This window comes from Streptomyces sp. NPDC005141 (assembly GCF_053599975.1).
The window spans coordinates 51,252-77,384 of sequence record NZ_JBSFYW010000044.1 but is presented as its reverse complement, the minus strand read 5'-3'; the positions used below and the strand labels follow the sequence as shown (position 1 = coordinate 77,384).

At 70.4% G+C, this 26,133-nt stretch carries 23 protein-coding genes; 13 read left to right on the top strand and 10 right to left on the bottom strand.

The features are described from left to right. Positions 1-126: 126 nt before the first annotated feature. From ACWD68_RS29140 to ACWD68_RS29125, 4 genes are all read right to left on the bottom strand, one after another. A complete protein-coding gene (locus ACWD68_RS29140) occupies positions 127-1,539 on the bottom strand; it encodes a sensor histidine kinase (protein ID WP_451809436.1) in 1,413 nt (470 codons plus the stop codon). A 261-nt stretch (positions 1,540-1,800) separates the two neighbouring features. Then, positions 1,801-2,523, bottom strand: a complete 723-nt coding sequence (locus ACWD68_RS29135) for a response regulator transcription factor (RefSeq protein WP_451809430.1) — start codon at positions 2,521-2,523, stop codon at positions 1,801-1,803. Positions 2,524-2,715: 192 nt separating this feature from the next. Beyond that, the gene (locus ACWD68_RS29130; RefSeq protein WP_451809429.1) at positions 2,716-4,677 is read right to left on the bottom strand and encodes an amino acid transporter; all 1,962 of its coding nucleotides are present in this window, start codon (positions 4,675-4,677) and stop codon (positions 2,716-2,718) included. Positions 4,678-4,910: 233 nt separating this feature from the next. Beyond that, positions 4,911-5,465, bottom strand: coding sequence for a hypothetical protein (locus ACWD68_RS29125; RefSeq protein WP_451809428.1), 555 nt, complete (start codon positions 5,463-5,465; stop codon positions 4,911-4,913). 587 nt (positions 5,466-6,052) lie between these two features. Between ACWD68_RS29125 and kdpF the strand changes: the two genes are divergently transcribed. The 5 genes from kdpF to ACWD68_RS29100 all read left to right on the top strand — a co-directional run bounded on the left by kdpF (position 6,053) and on the right by ACWD68_RS29100 (position 11,474). Next, positions 6,053-6,142, top strand: a complete 90-nt coding sequence (gene kdpF, locus ACWD68_RS29120; protein ID WP_055544543.1) for a K(+)-transporting ATPase subunit F — start codon at positions 6,053-6,055, stop codon at positions 6,140-6,142. 8 nt (positions 6,143-6,150) lie between these two features. Further along, on the top strand, positions 6,151-7,815 hold the full coding sequence (gene kdpA, locus ACWD68_RS29115; RefSeq protein WP_451809427.1) for a potassium-transporting ATPase subunit KdpA: 1,665 nt from the start codon (positions 6,151-6,153) through the stop codon (positions 7,813-7,815). After that, on the top strand, positions 7,812-9,947 hold the full coding sequence (gene kdpB, locus ACWD68_RS29110) for a potassium-transporting ATPase subunit KdpB (protein ID WP_451809426.1): 2,136 nt from the start codon (positions 7,812-7,814) through the stop codon (positions 9,945-9,947). The genes kdpA and kdpB overlap by 4 nt, the downstream gene beginning before the upstream one ends. A 5-nt stretch (positions 9,948-9,952) precedes the next feature. Next, on the top strand, positions 9,953-10,621 hold the full coding sequence (locus ACWD68_RS29105; protein ID WP_451809425.1) for a potassium-transporting ATPase subunit C: 669 nt from the start codon (positions 9,953-9,955) through the stop codon (positions 10,619-10,621). A gap of 169 nt (positions 10,622-10,790) precedes the next feature. Beyond that, positions 10,791-11,474: a response regulator gene (locus ACWD68_RS29100; protein ID WP_451809424.1), complete on the top strand. Its 684-nt coding sequence runs from the start codon at positions 10,791-10,793 to the stop codon at positions 11,472-11,474. A 98-nt stretch (positions 11,475-11,572) separates the two neighbouring features. Here ACWD68_RS29100 and ACWD68_RS29095 read toward each other — a convergent pair whose 3' ends face one another. From ACWD68_RS29095 to ACWD68_RS29075, 5 genes are all read right to left on the bottom strand, one after another. Beyond that, positions 11,573-12,289: a class F sortase gene (locus ACWD68_RS29095; RefSeq protein WP_451809423.1), complete on the bottom strand. Its 717-nt coding sequence runs from the start codon at positions 12,287-12,289 to the stop codon at positions 11,573-11,575. Between the two features lie 258 nt (positions 12,290-12,547). Then, positions 12,548-13,246, bottom strand: a complete 699-nt coding sequence (locus tag ACWD68_RS29090) for a hypothetical protein (RefSeq protein WP_451809422.1) — start codon at positions 13,244-13,246, stop codon at positions 12,548-12,550. 302 nt (positions 13,247-13,548) lie between these two features. After that, on the bottom strand, positions 13,549-14,964 hold the full coding sequence (lysA, locus tag ACWD68_RS29085; protein WP_451809421.1) for a diaminopimelate decarboxylase: 1,416 nt from the start codon (positions 14,962-14,964) through the stop codon (positions 13,549-13,551). A 10-nt stretch (positions 14,965-14,974) separates the two neighbouring features. Next, positions 14,975-15,415 carry an SAV_915 family protein gene (locus tag ACWD68_RS29080; RefSeq protein ID WP_451809420.1) on the bottom strand — a complete coding sequence of 147 codons (441 nt, stop codon included), beginning with the start codon at positions 15,413-15,415 and terminating at the stop codon, positions 14,975-14,977. Between the two features lie 210 nt (positions 15,416-15,625). After that, a complete protein-coding gene (locus tag ACWD68_RS29075) occupies positions 15,626-16,201 on the bottom strand; it encodes a universal stress protein (RefSeq protein ID WP_451809419.1) in 576 nt (191 codons plus the stop codon). 178 nt (positions 16,202-16,379) lie between these two features. Between ACWD68_RS29075 and ACWD68_RS29070 the strand changes: the two genes are divergently transcribed. Further along, positions 16,380-17,114 (top strand): SDR family NAD(P)-dependent oxidoreductase, encoded by a 735-nt coding sequence (locus ACWD68_RS29070; RefSeq protein WP_451809418.1) that lies wholly within the window; start codon positions 16,380-16,382, stop codon positions 17,112-17,114. Between the two features lie 92 nt (positions 17,115-17,206). Here the strand turns inward: ACWD68_RS29070 and ACWD68_RS29065 are convergent, their stop codons facing one another. Beyond that, positions 17,207-17,644 carry a hypothetical protein gene (locus tag ACWD68_RS29065; protein WP_019061278.1) on the bottom strand — a complete coding sequence of 146 codons (438 nt, stop codon included), beginning with the start codon at positions 17,642-17,644 and terminating at the stop codon, positions 17,207-17,209. A 580-nt stretch (positions 17,645-18,224) separates the two neighbouring features. Between ACWD68_RS29065 and hemL the strand changes: the two genes are divergently transcribed. From hemL to ccsB, 7 genes are all read left to right on the top strand, one after another. Continuing rightward, positions 18,225-19,541 carry a glutamate-1-semialdehyde 2,1-aminomutase gene (gene hemL / locus ACWD68_RS29060; RefSeq protein ID WP_451809417.1) on the top strand — a complete coding sequence of 439 codons (1,317 nt, stop codon included), beginning with the start codon at positions 18,225-18,227 and terminating at the stop codon, positions 19,539-19,541. Then, positions 19,538-20,248 (top strand): histidine phosphatase family protein, encoded by a 711-nt coding sequence (locus ACWD68_RS29055; protein ID WP_451809416.1) that lies wholly within the window; start codon positions 19,538-19,540, stop codon positions 20,246-20,248. The genes hemL and ACWD68_RS29055 overlap by 4 nt, the downstream gene beginning before the upstream one ends. 152 nt (positions 20,249-20,400) lie before the next feature. Beyond that, positions 20,401-21,660, top strand: a complete 1,260-nt coding sequence (locus tag ACWD68_RS29050; RefSeq protein ID WP_451809415.1) for a hypothetical protein — start codon at positions 20,401-20,403, stop codon at positions 21,658-21,660. A gap of 66 nt (positions 21,661-21,726) precedes the next feature. Continuing rightward, on the top strand, positions 21,727-22,344 hold the full coding sequence (locus ACWD68_RS29045) for a TlpA family protein disulfide reductase (protein ID WP_451809414.1): 618 nt from the start codon (positions 21,727-21,729) through the stop codon (positions 22,342-22,344). A 50-nt stretch (positions 22,345-22,394) separates the two neighbouring features. Further along, a complete protein-coding gene (locus tag ACWD68_RS29040) occupies positions 22,395-23,132 on the top strand; it encodes a cytochrome c biogenesis CcdA family protein (RefSeq protein WP_451809435.1) in 738 nt (245 codons plus the stop codon). Positions 23,133-23,135: 3 nt separating this feature from the next. Further along, positions 23,136-24,950, top strand: coding sequence for a cytochrome c biogenesis protein ResB (gene resB / locus ACWD68_RS29035; protein ID WP_451809413.1), 1,815 nt, complete (start codon positions 23,136-23,138; stop codon positions 24,948-24,950). Beyond that, positions 24,947-26,068: a c-type cytochrome biogenesis protein CcsB gene (gene ccsB / locus ACWD68_RS29030; RefSeq protein ID WP_451809412.1), complete on the top strand. Its 1,122-nt coding sequence runs from the start codon at positions 24,947-24,949 to the stop codon at positions 26,066-26,068. Before resB ends, ccsB begins: the two co-directional genes overlap by 4 nt. Positions 26,069-26,133 lie beyond the last annotated feature (65 nt).

The window sequence follows — 26,133 nt, the reverse complement described above, 5'->3', positions numbered from 1 at the left end:
CCCTGATGTCCGTCGCTTACGTTCGGATCGAGCAGCGGCTCGCGTCCAGACTCACGTCTGATCCAGCGGCGACGGACTGGGATGTACCGGCACGGCCCCGACCCACCCACCGGGGGCCCGGGGGTCCTAGCCACCCACCGTGAACCCGATGACCGTGCCGCCGCCCTCGCGGTGGAAGGCGAAGGGTGTGCCGCCGTGGGCAGTGGCGACCTCGCGGACGATGGACAGACCGAGGCCCGAGCCGGGCAGGCTGCGGGCGTCGGCGGCGCGGTAGAAGCGGTCGAAGACGCGTACGAGGTCGTCGTCGCCGATGCCGGGGCCGCGGTCGAGCACCTCGACGCGGACCGGCCCGGGCCGGGCACCCAGGTCCGTGCCGCCGCCGGAATCACCGGAATGCCCACCGCCGGTCCGCGGGGCCGGACCCGCCACCACGACCTCGATCGGGGACCTGCCGCCGCGGTCGAACTTGGTGGTGTTCTCCACGAGGTTGGAGACCGCGCGCTGGAGGGCGGTCGGCCGGCCGTCGACCGCGGTGTCCCCGGTGACGTGGACAGTGATCTCCCGGCCGGTGCGACGGCGCGCCACGATCGCGACGTCCTCGGCGAGTTCGGCGAGGTCGAGCCGTCGTACGGGCTCGGTGTCGGACTGGCCGGCCGCGAGGGCGACCAGTTCGTTGACCAGATCGGTCAGTTCCCTGGACTCCAGGGCCAGATCGGCGACGAGTTCCTCGCGGGCGCCGGGCGGCAGCTCGTCGATCCGGCGGAGCATGGAGATGTTCGTACGCAGGGAGGTCAGCGGCGTACGGAGTTCGTGTCCCGCGTCCTGGACCAGGCGGCGCTGGTCCTCCTCGGACTGGGCGAGGCGGCCGAGCATCCGGTCGAAGGACCGGCCGAGCCGGGCCACCTCGTCGTACCCGGTGACCGGCACCTGGATGCCGAGGCGACCGGTGCGCGCCACGTCCTCGGCGGCCCCGGCCAGCCGCACCAGGCGCCGGGTGATCCGCCGGGCCAGCCACCAGCCGAACAGCCCCGCGGCCACCACGACGGCCCCGACGAGCAGGACGGTCCGCTGCTGGAGCTCCCGGAGCAGGTCCTCCGTGTCGCTGAACTGCTGTGCGATCTGCACCGCGCCCCGTCCGCCGCCGAGCGCGACGGTCGCGAGCCGGTAGCGGTCGCCTTCGACGTCGACGTCCTTGTGCTCCTCCAGTCTGCCCGCCGTGCCGTCGTCGGTGATCGCCCGGTCGTGGCTGTTCACGGGCAGGGGCGGACTGCCGCGGTCGACGATCGCGCCTCCCGGCCCGAGCACCTGGATGTCGGTGCGGCTGGGCCGGATGATGTCGTCGAGGGGTCCGTCGTGGTCGGCGTCGGGGGAGGTGAAGTCCTGTGGCTGGAGCGGGTGTTCACGGACCTGGTCGCGCAGGTCCTGTACGACCTCGGCGAAGACCGTCTGCTGGTCGACGCGCACCAGCCGGGCGGCGGCGTCGTAGCTCAGGAACCCGACCAGGACCGTGACGGCGGCGGCGACGGCCGCGAAGGACATGGTGAAGGTGGTGCGCAGGGAGGACACCCGGCGCAGCCGACGGGGTGTCCCGGCGAAGGGGGCCGCCCAGGCAGGCCGTGCCCACCGGGTCCCCCGCTGCCGGACCCCGGCCCCGGCCGGCTGCTCACGGTCGGGATGGCCCGCGCCACCCGAGCCTGTGGAGCCTGCACCTGTGGGGCCTGCGTCCGGGGTGCCCGAGCTCGCGTCGCCCGAGCCCGCGGGCCCCGGGGGCTCGGCCGGGACGGGGAGGGGTGGTGGCACTCAGTCCTCCCTCAGGACGTACCCCACGCCCCGCACGGTGTGGATCAGCGCCGGTGCCCCCGGCTCGTCGAGCTTGCGCCGCAGGTAGCCCACGTACACGGCGAGGTTCTTGGAGCCGGGCCCGAAGTCGTAGCCCCAGATCCGGTCGTAGATGGTGGAGTGGTCGAGGACGATGCCCGCGTTGCGGACGAGGAGTTCGAGGAGTTCGAACTCGGTCCGGGTCAGTTCCAGCTCACGCTGCCCGCGCCAGGCCCGGCGTGCCTGGATGTCCATGCGCAGCCCGGCCGCGGAGATCTGCGCGCCGGAGGTCCGGGGCTCCCGCGGCGCCGGTGCCGGAGTGTCGTCGAAGGCGCCGTTCCCGGTGCGGCGGAGCAGCGCCCGCAGCCGGGCGAAGACCTCCTCGACGTCGAACGGCTTGACCACGTAGTCGTCGGCGCCCGCGTCCAGGCCGGCGATACGGTCCGCGGTCTCCACGAGCGCGGTGAGCATCAGGATCGGAGTGCGGTCGCCCTCGGCGCGCAGTACGCGGCACACCTGGAGGCCGTCGATGCCGGGCATCATGACGTCGAGGACGAGGACGTCCGGTGGGGTGCGGTGGGCCTGGGCCAGCGCTTCCACCCCGTCGGCCACGGCCGTCACCTCGTAGCCCTCCAGCGTGAGTGCCCTTTCCAGGGCGTGGCGGATGGCGCGGTCGTCCTCGGCGAGCAGCACATTCTGGGGCACCCGACCAGTCTGCCAAGCCGTCGGCGGCGCGCGACCTGGTGAGCGGCCCGCGACCGGCTTTATTACCGGCCTCTCACCCGCTCCCGGAGTGTCGCCGCCGCACAGGGCCGGCCGCCGCGCAGGGTCCGGCCGGGGGCGGGGGCAGTCGGTCCGGCCCCCGCCCCCGCCCCCGGCCGGGGCCCGCGGGTGGGGTCAGCCGACGTGCACCCGTGGCCGCCGTGAGCGGTCGGGCTCCGCCTCGCGCAGGACTTCCCGGGTGACCGGGGCGACCTCGCCCTGGCCGAAGAGGAAGAAGCGCAGGAAGTTGGCGAAGGGGCTGCCCTCGGTCCACTCGAAGTAGATGTGCGGGATGCAGCCCGTGCTGTCGCGGACGTGCAGCAGCAGGGCGGCGAGCGCGTTGGGGATGGAGGCGGACTCCAGGGTGAGGACGCGGTAGCGGCCGTGCAGCACTTCGCCGCGTACGTTCATGACCGACTCGAACTCCGAGGGGTCGCCCACGGTGACCTCCAGGAAGACGAAGTCCTCCTGGGGTGGCAGGTCGTGGTCGGCGCGGATCTGCTCGATCTTCTCGCGGTACTCGGTGATGTCACGCTTGTCGGGCTCGTTGGCGATGAACCGGATCCGCCGGCTCGCGATGTCCCGTACGAACCGCTCGGCCATGTCGTCCATGGTCATGCTGGTCACGCGGAGTTCGAACGCGCGGGCGAGCCGGGAGAGGAAGGAGACGAGCATGATGCCGGCGATGAAGCAGGCGCCGATCTTCACACCGTCGGGGCGTTCGATGACGTTCACGACGGTCGTGTAGAGGAAGACCGCCGAGATGACGGCGAAGGCGACGGTCCAGTGTTTCTGGCGGGCCTTGCGGGCGGCGATGGTGACCGCGATGGCGGCGGAGCTGATCAGGACGAGGACACCGGTGGCGTACGCGCCGCCCTGTGCGTCGACGTCGGCGTCGAAGATCCAGGTGACCAGGAACGCGACCAGGGTGAAGACGATCACCATGGGGCGGACGGCGCGCGCCCAGTGCGGGGCCATGCCGTAGCGCGGGAGATAGCGCGGCATGAGGTTGAGCAGCCCGGCCATGGCGGAGGCGCCGGCGAACCACAGGATGGCGATCGTGGAGACGTCGTAGACGGTGCCGAAGACGTTGCCGAGGTACTCGTGCGCCAGATAGGCGAGCGCGCGGCCGTTGGCCTGGCCGCCCGACTCGAACTCCTTCTCCGGGATCAGCACGGTGGTGATGAAGCTGGTCACGATCAGGAAGACGCTCATGATCACGGCGGAGGTGGTCAGCAGCTTCTTCGCGCCGCGGATACGGCCGGCCGGCTTCTGCTCGGTGTCGCCCGGGTCGCCCTCCACATGCGGCATGACCGCCACACCGGTCTCGAAGCCGGACAGGCCGAGTGCGAGCTTGGGGAAGACCAGCAGGGACACCCCGATCATCGCGAAGACGTTCCCGTGTTCGGCGGTCAGGGCGGTGGTCCAGTCGGTGACGACGTACTCGTGGGTGATCACCTGCCAGATCCCGGACGCCGCGACCACGACGTTGAGTGCGAGATAGATGCCCACCAGGACCACCGCGACGCCGATCGCCTCCAGGAAGCCCTTGAGGAAGACGGCGCCCAGCAGGGCCACGAGGAACAGGGTGATCACCATCTGCTTGTCGTGCAGCGCGCTGTTCAGATGGGGGTTCTCCACCAGGTGGGTGGAGGCGTCGGCCGCCGAGAGGGTGATGGTGATCAGGAAGTCGGTGGCGGCGAAGCCCAGCAGGGTGAGGACGAACAGCTTGCCCTTCCAGAAGGAGAGCAGCCGCTCCAGCATCGCGATGGAGCCCTCACCGTGCGGGCTCTCCTCGGCCACCCGGCGGTAGACCGGGAGCGCGCCCGCCAGGGTGACGATGACGAGCACGATGGTCGCCACGGGGGACAGCAGTCCGGCCGCGAGGGCGGCGATGCCCGGCTGATAGCCGAGGGTGGAGAAGTAGTCGACGCCGGTCAGGCACATGACCCGCCACCAGCGCTGCCCCTTGTGCACGGGCGCGGGCTCGGCGGCCTGAGTCGGGAGTCGGCGGCCCTTGCCCTTGCCCATGTCGGACAGGCCTTCCAGCATCCACGCCCGCAAGCGGCTCGGCGGGGCGGGCTCGGTGCTGGCCATCGGTGACTCTCCTGACGTACGTCTCTTCGATCGGTTCCGGCCATCGAGGAGACGGCGCCATCAGCGTATGCAGAGAGTGATCCATGGGCCCACGCGTCCGGGGGCCCTACGCGTCAAGCTTGCGTTAAGACCGGCTGGTCGCGCATCACGAGGGCGCCAAGAGGGGCGGACCCGCGGGGCGACCTCCAAGACGTCAGCTCCTTCGGGCGGAAGGGCTGTTCAAGAACAGGGGCTCAGTCCAGCCCGGAGACCTTGAACACCGTCCGGGCCGTCTCACGGTCGATCCGCTCCGAGACACGGCGCAGCGCCGTCGCCCCGCAGACGAGGGAGCCGCGCAGCGCGGAGACCCGGGCGTCCTCGTCCAGGCGGTGCCACAGCGCCGGGTTGGCGACCAGGACGCGTGGGTCGATCTCCACGCGCGCGCCGAACGTGTCGCGCAGCACGAGCCGCTGTCCGACGCCGTCCAGGCAGCGCACGGACACCAGATGGTCGGTCCGCACCCGCCGGGTGCCGAGCGGTCCGCGGGTGGTCAGCCGGCCCTCGTCCGCGGAGACCCGGGTGGGGCACAGCACGAGGAAGAGCAGCACCGCGAGCGTGACCCACAGCAGGGCGCGCAGGTCGGTGAGCGTGCCCGCGCCACGGTCGATCACGATCAGGAGGGCGAGCAGGACGCCCGCGCAGCGGATCGAGCTGCGCAGGTCCCGGGCCCAGAGAAGGTCGTGCGTCACCTCCGCGGCCGATGGCGGGGGCACCTCGACCGGTTCACGCGGATCGTTGCGGCGTTCCATGGGTCCGACGGTAGGGAAGCGGAGAGCCGCGGGCCGTATGCCTTGACGGCTCTCTGATGTGCCGGGGCGTCAAGGTTGCGACAAGGAGGGGGGATCGGCGCGCGAAGAACCCGCAAGGGGCGTACGCGCAGGTCCGGGGCCGGGAACAACCTGAGCGCAGCCGCACACGCCTCCCCGCGTGTGCGGCTCCTCAGGCGACGGCCCCGGCGAGGGGCTCCGCCCCGAGCCGAGGAGCACCCGCCCCATGTGAACCGGACGTTCCATGGGCCCGCGAGGGCCCTCCGGCGGTCCGGGCGGGATGGTCCGCGGGCCCGCACGGGACGTTTCGCGGGGCCCGCATGCCAGCGTCCGCGGGACTTCGGCCAGGGGGTTCCGCGGCGACTCGTAAGGAATGCGTCAAAGGCGTGCTGCGCCCCGTATGGGAGGCGTCAACGGTGGCCGAATCCGGCCGGAGAGGAGTTTTCCTCTAAGCGTCCGTTCGATTCGCACCTCTTCTAGGAGCTCACGATGGCCGACGTGGCCTTCGTCGTCACCACGATCGCGGTGTTCGCGCTGGTGGCCCTCGTCGCCAGGGGGGTGACCAAGCTGTGACCGCCGAGAACATCGTCGGCCTGATCGTGGCCGTCGCCCTGCTGGGCTATCTCGTCCTTGCCCTCGTCTTCCCGGAGAGGTTCTGAGCCTCGATATGAGTCCTGCCCTCGCCGGCGTGCTTCAGCTGCTGGCTCTCATGGCGGCACTGGCACTCGCCTACCGTCCCCTCGGCGACTACATGGCCCGGGTCTACTCCTCCGACAAGCACCTGCGCGTCGAGAAGTGGATCTACAAGGGCATCGGTGCCGACCCGAACACGGAGATGCGCTGGCCCGCCTATCTGCGCGGTGTCCTCGCCTTCTCCGCCGTCAGCGTCCTCTTCCTCTACCTGCTGCAGCGACTCCAGGGGCATCTGCCCGGCTCGCTCGGCTTCTCCGCGATCGATCCGGACCAGGCGTTCAACACCGCCGCGTCGTTCGTGTCGAACACGAACTGGCAGTCGTACTACGGCGAGCAGGCCATGGGCCATGTCGTGCAGACCGCCGGTCTCGCGGTGCAGAACTTCGTGTCCGCGGCCGTCGGTATCGCGGTGGCCGTGGCGCTCGTGCGCGGCTTCGCGCGGTCCCGCACCGGTGAGCTGGGCAACTTCTGGTCGGACCTGGTGCGCGGCACCGTCCGCATCCTGATCCCGATCTCGGTGATCGGCGCGATCGTGCTGGTGGCGTGCGGCGCCATCCAGAACTTCTCCGGCATCCACGCGGTGGGCCAGTTCTTCGGCGGCTCGCAGGAGTGGAACGGCGGGGCGGTGGCCTCCCAGGAGGCCATCAAGGAGCTGGGCACCAACGGCGGCGGCTACTTCAACGCCAACTCCGCGCACCCCTTCGAGAACCCGACCCCGTTCACGAACCTCTTCGAGATCTTCCTGATCCTGCTCATCCCGTTCGCGCTGACCCGCACCTTCGGCCGGATGGTCGGCAGCCTCAGGCAGGGGTACGCGATCCTCGCCGCGATGGCCACCATCTGGATCGGCTTCACGGCGTTGATGATGTGGACCGAGTTCGCCCACCACGGACCGGCGTTCGACATCGCCGGCGGGGCGATGGAGGGCAAGGAGACCCGCTTCGGCGTCGGCGGCTCGTCCATCTTCGCGGTGGCGACCACCCTGACCTCGACCGGTGCGGTGGACTCCTTCCACTCCTCCTTCACCGGTCTCGGCGGCGGCATCACGATGCTCGGCATGCAACTCGGCGAGATCGCGCCCGGTGGTACCGGATCCGGTCTCTACGGCATGCTGATCCTGGCGGTCATCGCGGTGTTCATCGCCGGTCTGATGGTCGGCCGCACCCCCGAGTACCTGGGCAAGAAGATCGGCACCCGCGAGATCAAGTTCGCGGCCCTCTACATCCTCGTCACCCCGGCACTGGTACTCGTCTTCACCGCCGCCGCGATGGCCCTGCCCACCCCGGGCAACTCGATGACCAACTCCGGCGCGCACGGATTCTCCGAGATCCTGTACGCCTACACCTCGGGCGCCAACAACAACGGCTCGGCCTTCGCCGGTCTGAACGCCGACACGCAGTGGTTCAACACCACCATCGGACTGGCCATGCTGCTCGGCCGCTTCCTGCCGATGGTGTTCGTTCTCGCGCTGGCCGGTTCGCTCGCCGAGCAGAAACCGGTGCCGGCGACCGCGGGCACCCTGCGCACCGAGAAGCCGCTGTTCACCGGCCTGCTGGTCGGAGCGATCCTGATCATCACCGGCCTGACCTACTTCCCGGCGCTCGCGCTGGGCCCGCTGGCCGAGGGGCTGGCGTCATGACCACTCGTACAGAGAACCAAGAGGACTCGATGTCCACAGCCGCCCCGACCCGGGCGCCGCACAGCGATGTGCCGACCGGCCACAAGGACGAAGGAAAGGTCGGCGCGGGTCTGTTCGACCCCAAGCAGCTGCTCACGTCGCTGCCGGACGCCTTCCGCAAGCTCGACCCGCGGATCATGGTCAAATCGCCCGTGATGTTCGTGGTCCTCGTCGGCTCGGTGCTGACGACCGTCTTCTCCTTCAAGGACCCGGGCGACTGGTTCGGCTGGGCGATCAGCGCCTGGCTGTGGCTCACCGTGATCTTCGCCAACCTGGCGGAGGCGGTGGCCGAGGGGCGCGGCAAGGCGCAGGCGGACACCCTGCGCAAGGCCAAGACCGACACGGTGGCGCGCCGGCTCTCCCCGGACGGCAGGTCCGAGGAGCAGGTACCCGGCACCGAACTGCGCGTGGGCGACCTGGTCGTCTGCGAGGCGGGCGACATCATCCCCGGCGACGGTGACGTCGTCGAGGGTGTCGCGAGCGTCGACGAGTCGGCCATCACCGGCGAATCGGCCCCGGTCATCCGTGAGTCCGGCGGCGACCGCTCGGCCGTCACCGGCGGCACGAAGGTCCTCTCCGACCGCGTCGTCGTCAAGATCACGACGAAGCCGGGCGAGACCTTCATCGACCGGATGATCGCCCTGGTCGAGGGTGCGGCCCGGCAGAAGACGCCCAACGAGATCGCGCTGAACATCCTTCTCGCGTCCCTGACCATCGTCTTCCTGCTCGCCGTGGCCACGCTGCCGCCGTTCGCCGACTACGCGGGCACCCACCTCACGATGGTCGTCCTGGTGGCCCTGCTGGTCTGCCTGATCCCGACCACCATCGGCGCCCTGCTCTCCGCGATCGGCATCGCGGGCATGGACCGTCTGGTGCAGCGCAACGTCCTCGCGATGTCGGGCCGCGCGGTCGAGGCCGCCGGTGACGTCTCCACCCTGCTCCTCGACAAGACCGGCACCATCACGCTGGGCAACCGTCAGGCGTCGGAGTTCGTACCGGTGACGGGGACGACCGAGGCCGAGGTCGCGGACGCCGCGCAGCTGTCGTCGCTGGCCGACGAGACGCCCGAGGGGCGCTCGATCGTCGTCCTGGCGAAGGAGAAGTACGGGCTGCGCGAGCGGCATCAGGGCGAACTGGCGGGCGCCGAATGGATCGCCTTCACGGCCCAGACCCGGATGTCCGGTGTGGACGTCGACGGCAGGAAGATCCGCAAGGGCGCGGCCGGTTCGGTCATCGCCTGGGTCAAGGAGCGGGGCGGCACGGTCTCCGAGGACGCCGGCACCCTGGCCGACCGGATCTCCGAGGCGGGCGGCACCCCGCTGCTCGTCGCGGTCGAGGACACCGCGGGCGCCCGCGTGCTGGGCGTCATCCACCTCAAGGACGTCGTCAAGGACGGCATGCGCGAGCGGTTCGACGAGCTGCGCCGCATGGGCATCAGGACCGTCATGATCACGGGCGACAACCCGCTGACCGCCAAGGCGATCGCCGAGGAGGCGGGCGTCGACGACTTCCTCGCGGAGGCGACTCCCGAGGACAAGATGGCGCTCATCAAGCGGGAGCAGGCGGGCGGCAAGCTCGTCGCGATGACCGGCGACGGCACCAACGACGCCCCCGCGCTGGCCCAGGCGGACGTGGGTGTCGCCATGAACACCGGCACCTCGGCCGCCAAGGAGGCCGGGAACATGGTGGACCTGGACTCCAACCCCACCAAGCTCATCGAGATCGTCGAGATCGGCAAGCAACTGCTGATCACCCGGGGCGCGTTGACGACGTTCTCCATCGCCAACGACGTCGCCAAGTACTTCGCGATCATCCCGGCGCTGTTCGCGGCGGTCTACCCGGGCCTGGACAAGCTCAACGTCATGCACCTGTCCTCGCCCGACTCCGCGATCCTCTCCGCGGTCATCTTCAACGCGCTGATCATCATCGCGCTGGTGCCGCTCGCCCTGCGGGGTGTGCGGTACCGCCCGGTCAGCGCCGACAAGCTGCTGCGGCGCAACCTCGGGATCTACGGCCTCGGCGGCCTGGTCGCGCCCTTCATCGGCATCAAGATCATCGACCTGCTCATCTCCCTCATCCCCGGAATCGGCTGATCCGCATGAACAACTCGGTATCGAACACCGCCCGGTTGCTGTGGGCGGGGCTGCGCGCGCTGCTGGTGCTGACGGTGGTGACGGGCGTGATCTATCCGCTGGCCGTCACCGGCATCGCCCAGGGCCTGTTCAGCGGCAAGGCGAACGGCTCGGAGATCAAGGCGGACGGCAAGGTCGTCGGCTCCTCGCTTATCGGCCAGGCCTACAACCTGCCGCTGAAGAAGGGCCAGGAGACCCCGGAGCCCGACCTGAAGTGGTTCCAGGGCCGCCCGCAGAACGGCCTCGGGACCAACAGCGTCAACACCCAGTACAAACTGATCCTGTCCGGCGCCACCAACCGTTCCGGTGACAACGCCGACCTGATCAAGTGGGTCAAGGACGCGAAGGCCGCCGTCGTCAAGGACAACTCGGTGAACGGCTACACGGTCAAGCCGTCGGACGTGCCCGCCGAGGCGGTCACCTCCTCCGGCTCCGGCCTGGACCCGGACATCTCCCCGGACTACGCGGACATCCAGGTGTACCGCGTCGCCGAGAAGAACGGACTGCCCGTCGCCCAGGTGCAGAAGCTGGTCGATGAGCACACCGACGGCCGGACCCTCGGCTTCATCGGCGAGTCCCGGGTCAACGTCCTCGAACTCAACATCGCGCTCAAGGAACTTGCGGCGAAGAGCTGATGGACTTACCCGCACAGCAGGGGAGTTGGCGACCCGGGACCACTACCCGAATCGCCAACTCTCCTGTACGCGAAGGCGGTTCACGCCTGCCGAACATCGTCACGACTCTCCGCGAGCTGCGGAAGGACCACCGTTCGACTCCCCACCGCGACAGGAAAGGCCCACACCGATGACCCGGGTGCTCGTAGTGGAGGACGACCACCAGCTCGTACGGGCGCTCCTGATCACCATGCAGGCGCGCGGATACGGGGTCGACGCCGCCCCCGACGGCACCACCGCGCTGCGGATCGCCGCCGCGCGCCGGCCCGACGTGGTGGTCCTGGATCTCGGGCTCCCCGACATGGACGGCACCGAGGTCATCAGAGCCCTGCGCGGCTGGACCCGCGTGCCGATCCTGGTGCTGTCCGCGCGCCGGGCCTCCGACGAGAAGGTCGCCGCGCTCGACGCGGGCGCCGACGACTACATCACCAAGCCGTTCAGCATGAACGAACTGCTGGCCCGGCTGCGGGCCGCCGTCCGCCGCACCGAGACACCCGGGCTCGCCCCCGAGACCGTCCTGGTCACCACGGAACACTTCACCGTCGACCTGGCCGCCAAGAAGGCGACCCGTGCCGGGCGCGACATCCGCCTGACGCCCACCGAGTGGCAACTGCTGGAGATCCTGGTCTGCAACCCGGGCCGGCTCATCACCCAGCACCGGCTCCTCCAGGAGGTGTGGGGCGTCTCCGTCGGCAACAAGACGAACTACCTGCGGGTGTACATGGCCCAGCTCAGACGGAAGCTCGAGGCGGATCCCTCCCACCCGCGCCACCTGATCACAGAGCCCGGCATGGGCTACCGCTTCGAGGCGTGAGGGAAAAGGGGACTCGTGTCCGGCCGGGCCGGTGAGCGGGCCGACGGCTCGGCGCCGAGGGCAGGAGCACGGAGTGGACCGGACGACCGCTCGCCCGGTCAGACGAGGTGGGCGAAGACCACCAGGTTGTCGGTGTAGTCCTTGACGGAGCGGTCGTAGGTGCCGGCACAGGTGATGAGGCGAACCTGCGCGTCGGAAGTGTCGGCGTACACCCGCTTGTCGGGGAAGTCCTCCTTCGCGAAGGTCTCCGCGCTGTCGACGACGAAGGACGCCGTCCGGCCGTCGGACCGCTGGACACTGAACTTGTCGCCCTTCTCCAGGTCGCTGAGACCGGCGAACACCGCGGCGGAGGTCTTCGTGTCGACATGCCCGGCGATGATCGCCGCACCCTTCTCACCGGGGGAGACACCCTTGGCGTACCAGCCGACCAGATTGGTGTCGTTCGCGGGCGGGGGCTGGAGCCGGCCCGCGTCGTCGATGACGAGGTCGGTGAAGGGCGCGTCCACCAAGATCTTCGGGATGAGCAGACGGATCGGCTCGGCCCGCGGGAGATGCTTCCCGTCCTCGCGAACGGCCGAGGGCGCCTTCGAGAACGAGGGCGCGGGGGCCGCCGCGGCACGGGAGGCGGGGGCGGGGGCCGCAGCGGCGCGGGAGGCGGGTGCGGGGCCGGACGGTTCGTCATGGCCGCGGAACAGGTTCATCGCCAGCAGGACCGCGATGCCGGCGCACCACACGATCCACATCACACGACGCCGGGATTTCCGGCCGGGTGACAGGTACGGGCTCTCGGCAGGAGAGGACAACCGGGCTGCCATCGGGCACCACCTCATCGGGTCAGGGCAGCAGAGCGGACAGGGCCGAAACAGCAAGAGCAGCAAGAGCAGCAAGAGCAGGGAGAACAGCAAGGGGAGCAAGAACAGAAGGCCATAGGCCGGCAACCGGAGACGGAGACGGAGAGGGGGGCGGGGGCGGAGGAGGAACGGGGGTGGGCGTTGGCTGGGGTGAGGGAGGGCCGGCCGGGCCGCCACAGGGTTCGTGGGTGGCGGCCCGGGCCGCTATGTCATCAGGCATGGTCAGGCCACACCGCCCGCGGCGCTCCTACGGCGCAGTGCGTAGACGCCCGCTGCCGCGACGCCCAGGATGGCGACTCCGCCGGCCGTGACACCCGGCGAGGCGAGACCGCCGCCACCGGTGTGCACGCCGCCGTGGGGCTTGCCGTGCTCCGAGTCCTTCTCCCACGAACCCGAGCCCTTCTCGGAGTCCGAGGAGCCCTTCTCCCACGAACCCGAACCCTTCTCGGAGTCGGAGGAGCCCTTCTCCCACGAACCCGAACCCTTCTCTGAGTCCGAGGAGCCCTTGTCCTTGTAGGTCTCCGGGTCGTACTTCTTGTCGTCCTTGGACCAGTCGTCCGCGTTGGTGGCCGTCAGCGCACCGCCACCGGTGTGCACGCCGCCTTCCGGCTTCTCGTGGTGCCAGGAGCCCTTGTCGTGACCGCTGTCCTTGTCGTGCTCCTTGCCGTACGAGGAGGAGTCGTGCTCCTTGCCGTACGAGGAGGAGTCGTGCTCCTTGCCGTACGAGGAGGAGTCGTGCTCCTTGCCGTACGAAGAGGTGTCGTGCTCCTTGCCGTACGAGGAGGAGTCGCGCTCCTTGCTGGAGGAAGAGGAGTCGCCTTGGTCCCAGTCGCCGGCCGAGACGGCGTAGGCGCCTGGGGCGGCGATCGCGAGAGCGGCGGTGGCCGTCGCGGCGGCGAGGAGCATGCGGGCAGATCGCATTTCGAAGTCCTTCCGTCGTGACCGAGCAGCTGACCTCTTGTCAGCAGACAAAAACCCGGCCCGACGTGATTAACCGTCAAGCTGATGAGCGGAGGGCACCACTTGAGATCCCCGCCCGGCCCACGGCCGGCGTACCCGCCCTCGACCGCTCGCGCCACCGCCCGAGGGCGGGCCGGACCTTTCTGACCTGCTGATTCACCGAGAATGCCCGGTGTCCCGCGGGCCTGTGCGGTGCCCCACACATGACCCGATCGGCGGCGACTCGTCTGCTCACCCCGATGGGCCGCGCGGGGCACCCGGCGTCAGATCCCCACGTCCCGGCGGCTCATGTCCTCCAGCGACTCACGGCGTACGAGGACGCGGGCGATGCCGTCGGACACCGCGACCACGGGCGGACGGCCGACCAGGTTGTAACCCGAGGCCATGGAGAGGTGATACGCCCCGGCCGCGGGAACGGCGAGGAGGTCGCCGGGGCGCACATCGCCCGGGAGCGCCACCTCGTCGGCGAGGATGTCGCCCGCCTCGCAGTGCTGGCCCACGACGGTGACGCGGCGGGGCGGGGCGCAGGAGGCCCGGCCGATGAGCCGGGGTGCGTACCGGACGCCGTACAGCGCGGGCCTCGGGTTGTCGCTCATGCCGCCGTCGACGGCGACGAAGGTGTGCGCGCCGGTGCGCTTGACGGCGAGGACCCGGTAGACGGCGACCCCGGCCGGGCCGACGATCGCCCGTCCCGGCTCCAATGTCAGTCGAGGGATCGGGAGTTGGGCACGGTTGCAGCCGTCCCGCAGTTCGGCGCGGACCCGGGCGGCCAGGGCGGAGACGTTCATGCTCTCCTCGCCGGGCCGGTGGGCGATGGCGTGGCCGCCGCCGATGTTCAGCTCGGGGAGGACGACTCCGTGCTGCTCCCGGACCCGGGCCAGCAGTCCGACCATGCGGCGCACGGCGCCGACGTACGGCTTCACGGAGGCGATCTGCGAGCCGATGTGGCAGTGCAGCCCGACGAGTTCGAGGTGCGGCTGGTCGAGTATCCGGGTGATGGCGTGCCGCGCCGAGCCGTCCGCGACCGACAGGCCGAACTTCTGGTCGTCCGTGCCGGTCCGCACCTTCGCGTGACCGCCGGCCGCGATGCCGGGCACCACCCGCACCATGACCTTCTGCCGGGTACCGGGCGGGGTGATCGCGGCGAGGCGCGCGATCTCCGACGTACTGTCCACGACGATGCGTCCGACGCCGAGGCGCAGGGCGGTGCGCAGATCCTCCGGGCTCTTGGCGTTGCCGTGCATCACGATCCTCTCGGGCGGGAAGCCCGTGGTGACGGCGAGCGCGAGTTCCCCGGCGGAGCAGACGTCCATGCCGAGTCCCTCCTCCCGGACCCAGTGGGCCATCGCCCGGCACAGGAACGCCTTCGCCGCGTACACGACGTCGGCCTCGGGGAACGCGGCGCGGTAGGTACGGCAGCGGTCCCGGACCTCCTGCTCGTCCAGGACGTAGACGGGGGTGCCGAAGCGGTCGGCGGCCTCGGCGAGGGAGACACGGGCGAGCGTGAGGTCGCCGTCGGGGGTGGGGCGGGTGGACCGGGGCCAGACGGACAGACCGTCGGCGTCCTCCACGTCGGTGCCGGCGTTCCCGGCGTCCGTGTCGGTGTCGGGGCTTGTGCGGGTGCCTGCGGGTCCGGTGCCGGCGGGCCTGGTGATCACGGGCAGTTCCTGGACGGACATGGTGGCCTCCTCAGCCGATCAGCGGGTTCGGACACGCGACGACGGTGATGGCGCCGGGCGCCCGCACGATGCCGGTGTGCCGGGGATGCCACCGGCGCCGGGAGTTCTCGCGCTCGCGGACCGTGGCGGCGGCACGGTCCGCCGTGGGGGCGGAGAGCTGCGGGTCGACGGTGAGAGCGGTGACGCCCAGGGGCGCGGCGAGCGCGCGCAGCGCGGGTTCGGAGAGCCGGATCCAGGTCTGGCCGGCGCCGAGCGTGGCGGTGAGCTTCGCCGCCGAGGTGAATCCGACGGCCGTACGGGCGCCGAGGGGGGTGCGGAAGAAGCGGGCCGTGCAGCCCGTGGGCCCCGGCCGGACGGGGACGAAGAGGGGTCCGGGAAGCCGGAGCCCGTGCCGTCCGGCCGGGAAGCGTTCAGCGGGTTCGGGGTCCTCGGAACGGTCGAGTGGAGACATGTCCTGCTCCTCGAAGAGGGTGACGTGCGCTGCCCGACCCGTTCGGCCGGGCGCTCCGGTGACGCTATGCCCGACCTGCCGGGGCCCGACCGCCCCGCTGACGCATGCTTGACGGCAACCGGCGGCGCCATGACGGGACGCTGACGGGGCCGGGACGCGTGCCGCGCCGTGGAGGACGGGCCGATGCACCCCGCGTGTCACCCCCGGCGCTCAGGACCGGCCCTCCGTCAGCTCCCGCGCGTCCAGAGGCAGGCGCAGGGCGATCCGGCGGTGCACCGCGGAGAGGTGGTCCGCCAGAGGCGAGGGCGGGACGGCCAGCACGGGACAGCGGGCGTGCGCGAGGCAGTACCGGGCGACGGAGGGGAGCAGCGCCCGGAGCACCGGCCCGCGACCTCCCGCCCCGACCACCAGGAGGTCGTCCTCCCGGTCGGCGGTCTCCACCAGGGCGGGCCCGCCGGCACCCTGGACGACCACGGCCCGGTAGGGAACTCCGGGTCCCGCGGTGCCGAAGACCGCCTCGAGCGTGGCGAGCAGCCGTTGGCCCGCGTCCTGCCGGAGGTCCTCCAGCGGCGGCGGGCAGAGCGCGCGCCGGTGCGCGAGGGAACCGCCGGGCGGCTCCCAGGCGAACACGGCCACCAGCTCCGTACCGCCGCGCCGGGCTTCGTACGCGGCCCGGTGCAGGGCCGCCAGGCCGCCCAGCGACCCGTTCACCCCGACCACGACACGCGGCCGTCCGGCACTCCCGCCCGCACCCTCACCCGTCGCCCGCACCGCACCCTCACCCATCCCTCGCTCGCTCCTCGCCGTACGACTGCCCCGGTATGCGTCCGTCTCCCATGGAAGGCGCAGCAGACGACGGCGGACGGGGTGCTGACGCCTCTCTGACACCCCGGGCCCCGGCCCTGACGAGTCCCTGACTCCGCTCCTGGCACACTGATCGGCTGTGCGGACGCGGGAGGCGGTCATGCGAGGCGGACGGAAGATCACGGTGGTGACCGGTGGCAGCCGCGGTATCGGCGCGGCCGTCTGCCGGAGGCTGGCCCAGGAGGGCCACGACATCGTGATCGGCTACCGGTCCGACCGCGCGGCGGCCGAGAGGGTGGCGGACGCCGTCGCCGACGTGGGCCGGAGCTGTCTGTCCGTGGCCGTGGACACCTCCGACCCCGCGGCGGTCGACGGGCTCTTCGACGCGGCGGCCGGACTCGGCCCGGTCACCGGACTGGTGAACAACGCGGGTGTCAGCGGACCCAACGGGCGGCTCGCCGACGCCGACCCCGACGGCATGCGGGACGCCCTCGCGGTCAACGTGCTCGGCTATCTGCTCTGCGCGCGGCGCGCCGTACGGGAGATGACCGCGGTCGGCGGGGGCGCGATCGTCAACGTCTCGTCCGCCGCGGCGACCCTGGGCAGTCCGGGCCAGTACGTCCACTACGCGGCGGCGAAGGCCGCCGTCGACGCCCTGACCATCGGTCTGTCCAAGGAGGTGGCGGCCGACGGGATCCGGGTGAACTGCGTGGCCCCGGGCACGGTCTGGACGGACTTCCACGAGGACCCGCGGCGCCCGGCCCTGGTGGCCGCCGGCATTCCCATGGGCCGCGCGGGACAGCCGGAGGAGATCTGCGGCGCGGTGGCCTGGCTGCTGTCGGACGACGCCTCGTACACGACGGGCGCGGTACTCCGGGTCGCGGGCGGGCTCTAGGCACCCCGGGGCGGTGAGGCGGGCCCTGGACACCCCGGGGTGGCAGTGCGGGCCCGGGGGAGACGCGGGTCAGATTCCCGGGAGAACCCGGTTCACGGCCACACCAGGCAGTACGGCTGATGCCCCGCCTCATGCAGGCGGTGCGAGAAGTCCTGCCATTCATGCAGCAGCTGATAGACGTTGAACGCGTCTCGCGGGCCGCCCCGGTCCGGGACGGTGGACCAGATGAACGCGGCCGCGCCGACGGCTTCCTCGCCTATGCCGCGCAGCGGGTCGACGACGGTCATCGGGAGCTTGACCACGGCGTAGTCGGGGTGCAGAACGACAAGCTCGAGCGGCGGCACCTTGTTCAGGGGGACGCCTTCTATGCCCGTGAGGACCATCGCGGCCATCGTTTCCGGCTTGATCTTGGTGAACATGCCGTTCATGCCGAGCTCGTCGCCGCCGAGTTCCTCGGGGCGCATCGAGATCGGGACCCGGGCCGCCGTCGCGCCGTCCGGCGCGCCGAAGTATTTGTACGTCACCCCCACTCGGCCACCATTCCCGCTCTCCGACCGCAGCCGCTCCACCGCGCGGTCGATCCGCTCGGGGTCACTCTGCGGTCCCTGTACCTGTCCAGCCCGTATGTCGGCCGCTTCCTCCGCCGCGCGCCGGTGCTTTCCCCGCCGGGCACGCCGAGGGTTGAGGTCGTCGGTCCCCTCGCCCAGTCCGCCACCGCGATGCATATCTCCACCCGACTGCTTTTCTAAGTCGCGCGAGCCCCGCCACGCAACCCGATCATCGTGACAGTGACCTCCCCCACGGTCGCACGCCGAAACGTACGCCGAAACACCTGTCCGCGGGATCTTCGCGGCCCCTGAACACCGTCGTTCATGTGAGCTGTCCGTTCGTAACCCAGTTTCGCAGATGACCGGGGGAAGGAACCCGGTTGTCGTACCGGGCTCCGTCACACCGGCCCCACGATGGCCGGGATCTTTCCTCTGTGGAGCCGTACGTCGGGCCGGGTTCATCCGTTCACGGTCCCCCCGATCTTCCCCTCACGGACCCCCCGGGCCCCTGGCCTACCCTGAGGAGGTCACTAGCCCCCCGGAGTCGGAGACGTCGCAGGTCATGACCGAACTGCCTTATCCCTACGAAGCCCCAGCCTCGCAGTCGCTGTTCGACCGTGCGGCGGCCGTCACCCCCGGTGGCGTGAATTCTCCCGTGCGCGCCTTCCGAGCCGTGGGCGGTACGCCCCGGTTCATGGTGTCCGGCACCGGTCCGTACCTGACCGACGCCGACGGCCGTGAGTACGTCGACCTCGTCTGTTCCTGGGGTCCGATGATCCTCGGGCACTCCCATCCGGCGGTCATCGCCGCCGTTCAGGAAGCCGTCTCCCGCGGTACGTCCTTCGGTACGCCCGGTGAGGGAGAGGTCGCCCTGGCCGAGGAGATCGTCGCGCGCGTCGAGCCCGTCGAGCAGGTCCGGCTCGTCTCCAGCGGCACCGAGGCGACCATGTCGGCCATCCGGCTGGCCCGCGGGTTCACCCGGCGGTCGAAGGTGATCAAGTTCGCCGGCTGCTACCACGGGCACGTCGACTCGCTGCTCGCCGCGGCGGGCAGCGGGGTGGCGACCTTCGCGCTGCCCGACACGCCCGGTGTCACCGGTGCCCAGGCCGCCGACACCATCGTCCTGCCCTACAACGACCTCGAGGCCGTGCAGGCCGCCTTCCACGCGCACCCCGGTGAGATCGCCTGTGTGATCACCGAGGCCTCGCCCGGCAACATGGGTGTGGTGCCTCCCGGGCCCGGCTTCAACCAGGGCCTCAAGGACGCCTGCGCGAAGAACGGCGCCCTCTTCATCTCCGACGAGGTCATGACCGGCTTCCGCACGAGCAGGGCCGGCTGGTACGGGATCGACGGCGTGCGCCCCGACCTGATGACCTTCGGCAAGGTGATGGGCGGCGGCTTCCCGGCCGCCGCGTTCGGTGGCCGTGAGGACGTCATGGCGCACCTCGCGCCCGCCGGGCCGGTGTACCAGGCGGGCACGCTCGCGGGCAATCCCGTCGCCACCGCCGCCGGGCTCGCGCAGCTGCGGCTCCTCGACGACGCCGCGTACGGCAAGGTCGACGCGGTGTCGGAGCGGATCCGGACACTGGTGACCGAGGCGCTCACCAAGGAGGGTGTGACCCACCGCCTGCAGCGTGCCTCCAACATGTTCTCGGTGTTCTTCACGGGACGTGAGGTGCGCGACTACGAGGGCGCGAAGGCGCAGGAGTCCTTCCGCTACACCGCGTTCTTCCATTCGATGCTGGCGCAGGGCGTGTATCTGCCGCCGTCCTCGTTCGAGTCGTGGTTCGTGTCGACGGCCCACGACGAGCAGGCGGTTCAGCGGATCGCCGACGCCCTTCCGGCGGCGGCGCGGGCGGCGGCGGAGGCCACGGCATGAGCGACCCCACGAGCAACGGCAACACCACCGGCAACGGCGACATCACCGTCGTCCATCTGATGCGGCACGGCGAGGTCGCCAATCCGGACGGGGTGCTCTACGGGCGGCTGCCCGGATACCACCTGTCCGAGCTCGGGCGGCAGATGGCCGACCGGGTCGCCGAGCACCTCGCGTCGCGTGACGTCACGCATGTCGTGGCCTCGCCGCTGGAGCGGGCGCAGGAGACGGCCACGCCGATCGCGAAGGCGCACGGTCTCGACCTGGCGACCGACGGGCGGCTCATCGAGGCGGACAACGTCTTCCAGGGCAAGACCTTCGGCGTCGGGGACGGCGCGCTGCGGCGGCCGGAGAACTGGAAGCACCTCGTCAACCCCTTCAAGCCGTCCTGGGGCGAGCCGTACGTCGACCAGGTCGTGCGGATGATGGGCGCGCTGGACGCCGCCAAGGACGCCGCGCGCGGCCACGAGGCGGTGCTGGTGAGTCATCAGCTGCCGATCTGGATCGTGCGCAGCTACGCGGAGAAGCGGCGGCTGTGGCACGACCCGCGCAAGCGGCAGTGCACGCTGGCGTCCCTGACGACCTTCACCTACCGGGGCGACAAGATCGTGTCCGTGGGCTACACCGAGCCCGCGCGCGATCTGGTTCCGGCCCATCTCCTCGCGGGTGCCAAGCCGGTGAAGGGCAAGGACAAGGCGTTCGGGGCCTGACGGGTAAAACCTGAGAAGTCCGGCCAAATGAGCGCATATTCGTAAAATCATATAAATCTGCGCGCGTTAGACGGAACCTCCGACTTCATCGTGCCCTCTCATGGGATGCCAGCTGAGAGCCAGCTGAGAGGGTGCGATGAAATGAGGACCGTATGCGGGACGTCAGCCGGAGGGGAATGATCGGCCTCGGGGCAGGTGCCGCGGCCACACTGGGACTTGCCGCCTGCGGCACCGTCGCGCAGAAGGACGCCGAGGGTCACCCCGGCGGTTCCCCCACGTCCGGCACCGGCCGGCCGGGCACCCCGAAGCGGACCGTGCGCCCCATCGGAGACGGCTCCACCGCCTACACCGGCAAGCAGCCGCGCCAGCCCGAGCGCCCCGTGCCGCTGGAGCCCGGCGAGACCCCGCCGCAGTTCGTGGTCTTCTCCTGGGACGGCGCCGGAGAGGTCGGCACCGGTCTCTTCGAGCGCTTCCTCCAGCTCGCCGAGGAGAACGACGCGCACATGACGTTCTTCCTCTCCGGGCTCTATCTGCTGCCCGAGTCGAAGAAGCGCCTGTACCTGCCGCCGAACAACCCCCGCGGTGCCTCGGACATCGGTTACCTGAGCGACGGGCACGTCAGGTCCACGCTGAAGCTGGTGCGTCGGGCCTGGCTCGACGGCCATGAGATCGGCACCCACTTCAACGGCCACTTCTGCGCCGGCTCCGGCTCGGTCGCCAACTGGACGGCCCGGCAGTGGTACAGCGAGATCGAGCAGGCCAAGTCCTTCGTGACGGAGTGGCGCACCAACTCGGGCTGGACGGATCTGCCCGCGCTGCCCTTCGACTACGAGAAGGAGCTCATCGGCGCCCGCACCCCGTGTCTGCTCGGCCAGAACAACCTGCTGCCCGTCGCCAGGGAGCTCGGCTGGCGTTACGACGCCTCCTCGCCCGGCGGTGTCCAGCGCTGGCCGCGGAAGGAGCAGGGGCTCTGGGACCTGCCGCTGCAGGCGATGCCCTTCCCCGGGCACCGCTTCGAGGTCCTCTCGATGGACTACAACATCCTCGCCAACCAGTCGGTCAACTCCACCCGGGCGCCCTCGTACAACTATCCGGCCTGGCGCACCCAGGCGGCCGAATCGTACATCTCCGGGTTCAAGCGGGCATACGAGACGAATCGCGCCCCCTTCTTCATCGGCAACCACTTCGAGGAGTGGAACGGCGGCATCTACATGGACGCCGTCGAGCAGGCCTTCACCCACATCGCCCGGGAGAAGGAGAAGGGCGCCGACGTACGCCTCGTCTCCTTCCGCCAGTTCGTGGACTGGCTGGATGTGCAGCGGCCCGAGGTGCTGGCGAAGCTCCAGTCGATGGACGTGGCGGAGCGGCCCGCCGGCGGCTGGAATTCCTACCTCCGGGGGAAAGCCGCCTGATATGCGGGTTTCCGCCCGCAAGGGGGGTGCGGAAGATCCCCGAAACGGGCATGCGAAACTTTTCACATGAGTGCCGCCTGCCGCGCAGACCAGCGCCCGAACCGCCCCCGCGCCGCCCTGTACACCACGGGGGCCGCCGTCGCCGCGCTCCTGCTGTCTGCCTGCGGCTCGGGCGGCACCCACGGCGGCGGGGGCGACAGCAACTTCGTCGCCGGCAAGGACGGCATCTCCACCGTCGCCAAGGGGTCGCGGGACAACGCACCCGACCTCTCCGGCGAGACCGTCGACGGCAAGCAGCTCGATCTCTCCGACTACAAGGGCAAGGTCGTCGTCCTCAACGTGTGGGGCTCCTGGTGCCCGCCGTGCCGCGCCGAGGCGCCGAACTTCGTCAAGGTCGCCAAGGAGACCGCCGCGCAGGGCGTGCAGTTCGTGGGCATCAACACCCGTGACCCCAGCACCGCCCCGGCCAAGGCGTTCGAGAAGGAGCAGGGGGTCACGTACCCCAGCCTGTACGACCCGACGGGCAAGCTGATGCTCCGCTTCGAGAAGGGCACGCTCAACCCGCAGGCGATCCCCTCCACGCTCATCATCGACCGGGACGGCAAGATCGCGGCCCGCATCCTGCAGGCGCTCAGCGAGGACAAGCTGCACGAGATGCTCGACCCGATCGTCGCGGAGAAGTGACCGGCGTGTCCCTTCTCCTGTCGTCCACGGACCTCGCCGCCTCGACCGACATGAACACCACGGTCTACAGCGGTGCCCTGCTGCTCGCGCTGCCGATCGCCGTGCTCGGCGGACTCGTCTCCTTCTTCTCGCCGTGCGTCCTGCCGCTCGTACCCGGCTATCTGTCGTACGTCACCGGAGTCAGCGGCACGGATCTGGCGGAAGCCAGACGGGGGCGGATGGTCGCGGGGGCGAGTCTGTTCGTGCTCGGCTTCACCGCCGTGTTCGTCTCCGGCGGGGCGCTGTTCGGGTACTTCGGGTCGACGCTGTTCGAGTATCAGGGCACGCTGTCCAAGGTGCTCGGCGTGCTCATGATCCTGATGGGCGTCTTCTTCATGGGGATGATGCCCTGGCTGACGCAGCGCGAGTTCCGCTTCCACAAGCGGCCGGTGGCGGGACTGGTCGGGGCGCCGATCCTCGGCGCGCTGTTCGGAATCGGCTGGACGCCCTGCATCGGCCCGACCCTGGCCTCCGTGCTGGCGCTCTCCTCCAGCGAGGCGAGCGCGGGCCGTGGGGCCATACTGACCGTCGCGTACTGCCTCGGTCTCGGCGTGCCCTTCGTGCTCGCCGCTGTCGCCTTCCGCAGGGCGCTCGGCGCCTTCGGCTGGGTCAAGCGCCACTATGTCTGGGTCATGCGCATCGGCGGCACCATGATGATCGTGACGGGTGCGCTCCTGCTGACAGGCGCCTGGGACAGCCTGGTGCAGCAGATGCAGACGTGGTCCAGCGGCTTCACGGTAGGGATCTGATCCATGAGCACGACCGACACTGACACCGGCGCCGGCGGGACGGCGGAACCGGCGGCGGCCAAGCGGCACATCGGGGTGAGCGCCGACGGCGAACTCGGCGAGGCCGGTTCGCAGCTGTCCACCGCGCCCGTGGAGACGGCGATGCCCGGCTCCTTCGGCGGCGCGCGGACACCGGGCGCCACGGGATGGATCGCCTGGACCGCCCGTGAGGTCATCGGCTGGGCCCGCTGGTTCTGGCGCCAGCTGACGTCGATGCGGGTCGCGCTGATCCTGCTCTTCCTGCTGTCGCTCGGCGCCATCCCCGGCTCGCTGATCCCGCAGTCCAACCAGGACGCGGCGAAGGCGCAGGAGTTCAAGGACGCGCACAGCCTGCTCGGTCCGCTCTACGACCGGCTCGGCCTGTTCCACGTGTACAGCTCGGTGTGGTTCTCCGCGATCTACATCCTGCTGTTCATCTCCCTCATCGGCTGCATCGTGCCCCGCACCTGGCAGTTCGTCGGGCAGCTGCGCGGCCGTCCGCCGGGCGCCCCCAAGCGGCTGTCCCGGCTGCCCGCGTACGCGACCTGGCGCACTGCGGCGGAGCCCGAGCAGGTCCGCGAGGCCGCGCTCGAGGTGCTCAGGCAGCGGCGTTTCCGGGCGCACATCGAGAAGGACGCCGTCGCCGCGGAGAAGGGCTATCTGCGCGAGACCGGCAACCTGCTCTTCCACATCGCGCTGATCGTGATGCTCGTCGCCTTCGCCTGGGGCCAGCTCTTCAAGTCCGAGGGCAACAAGCTGATCGTCGAGGGCGACGGCTTCTCCAACACGCTCGTGTCCTACGACGACTTCAAGTCCGGCAACCTCTTCAGCACCGACGACCTCACGCCCTTCAGCTTCGACCTGAAGAACTTCACCGGCACCTACGAGCGGACCGGCCCCAACAAGGGCACGCCCCGCACCTACCAGGCCACCGTCGACTACAGCGTCGGCGCGTACGGCAAGCCGAAGAAGACCGTCGTCAAGGTCAACGAGCCGCTGGTGATCGGCGACTCGAAGGTCTATCTCACCGCCCACGGCTACGCGCCCGTCGTGACCGTCCGGGACGGCAAGGGCAAGGTCGTCTTCCACGAGGCCGTGCCCCTGCTGCCGCTCGACTCCAACGTCACCTCGCAGGGCGCCGTCAAGGTCATGGACGGCTACCGGAACGCGCAGGGGAAGAGCGAACAGCTCGGCTTCTCCGCCTTCTTCGTGCCGACCTTCGCCGGGGCGGGCAAGGGCGACATGTTCTCCCAGTTCCCTGCGCTCGACTACCCCGTGCTCGCGCTGAGCGGCTTCCACGGCAGCCTGGGGGTCAATGCGGGCCTCCCGCAGAACGTGTACCAGCTCGAGACCACCCACATGAAGCAGTTCAAGGACGCGAAGGGCGCGATCGTCAAGTCGCGGCTGCGGCCCGGCGAGACGATGAAGCTGCCGGACGGCGCCGGCTCGATCACCTTCGACAAGGACATCAAGGAGTGGGCGAACTTCCAGGTCACCCAGCAGCCCGGCAGTGACTGGGCGCTGGCCGGAGCGTTCGCCGCGATCCTCGGCCTCGCCGGATCGCTGTTCATCCAGCGCCGCCGTGTCTGGGTGCGGGCCACCACGGGCGCCGACGGGGTCACCGTCGTCGAGATGGCCGGGCTCGGCCGCAGCGAGTCCGCGAAGCTTCCCGAGGAGCTCGGCGACCTGGCCGCGCTCGTGCACGAACAGGCACCCACCAGGCCCGACGAAGACGCGGCACCCACCGACGCCGACGCCGAACCCCCCGCAACAGCCGCCGAAGGGGCTGAGAAGCAGTGACGCTCGCCACCGCACACGACCTGGGCGCCGTGACCGATCTGGCCACCGCGACCAACGAACACCTCGCCAACATCAGCAACACGCTGATCTACTCGGCGATGGCCGTCTACACCCTGGCCTTCTTCGCCTACATCGCCGAGTGGATCTTCGGCAGCCGCAGCAAGGTCGCCCGCACCGCCAACGCGCTCACCGCGAACGGCGCCAAGGCGACCGCGGCGGCCCCCGAGGTCACCGTGCAGAAGGCCGGCGGCACCGCCGTACTGGAGCGGCCGAAGGTCGTCACCCGGTCCGCGGTGGGCGCGCGGGACGTGCCCGACGGGCCCGGCGCGCACGGCGGGGACGAGCAGGGCGACCTCTACGGGCGTATCGCGGTGTCCCTGACCGTGCTCGCGTGGGCCGTCGAGGCGGCCGGTGTGGTCGCCCGCGCCCTGTCGGTGCGGCGGGCGCCGTGGGGCAACATGTACGAGTTCAACATCACCTTCTCCACCGTCGCCGTCGGGGTCTTCCTCGTGCTGCTCGCGCTGAAGAAGAACGTCCGCTGGCTCGGCCTCCCCCTGGTCACCTCGGTCCTCCTCGATCTCGGTCTCGCCGTCACTGTCCTGTACACCGCGAGCGACCAATTGGTTCCCGCGCTGCACTCGTACTGGCTGTACATCCACGTCTCGACCGCGATCCTGTGCGGCGCCGTCTTCTACGTGGGCGCCGTCGGCACGCTGCTCTACCTCTTCAAGGACTCCTACGAGAACAAGCTCGCGAACGGCGGACAGCCCGGCCGGTTCGCCACCTCCGTCATGGAGCGGCTGCCCGCCTCGTCCTCGCTCGACAAGTTCTCGTACCGCGTGAACGCCGCCGTCTTCCCGCTGTGGACGTTCACGATCATCGCGGGCGCGATCTGGGCGGGCGACGCCTGGGGCCGCTACTGGGGCTGGGACCCCAAGGAGACCTGGGCGTTCATCACGTGGGTCGCGTACGCCTGCTACCTGCACGCGCGGGCCACGGCCGGCTGGAAGGGCCGCAGGGCCGCCTACATCGCCCTGATCGCCTTCGGCTGCTGGCTGTTCAACTACTACGGCGTCAACATCTTCGTCAGCGGCAAGCACTCCTACGCGGGCGTCTGACACCCATCCCGACGCGAGAAGGCCGGCCCCGATGACGCACGTCACCGGGGCCGGCCTCCGTCGTC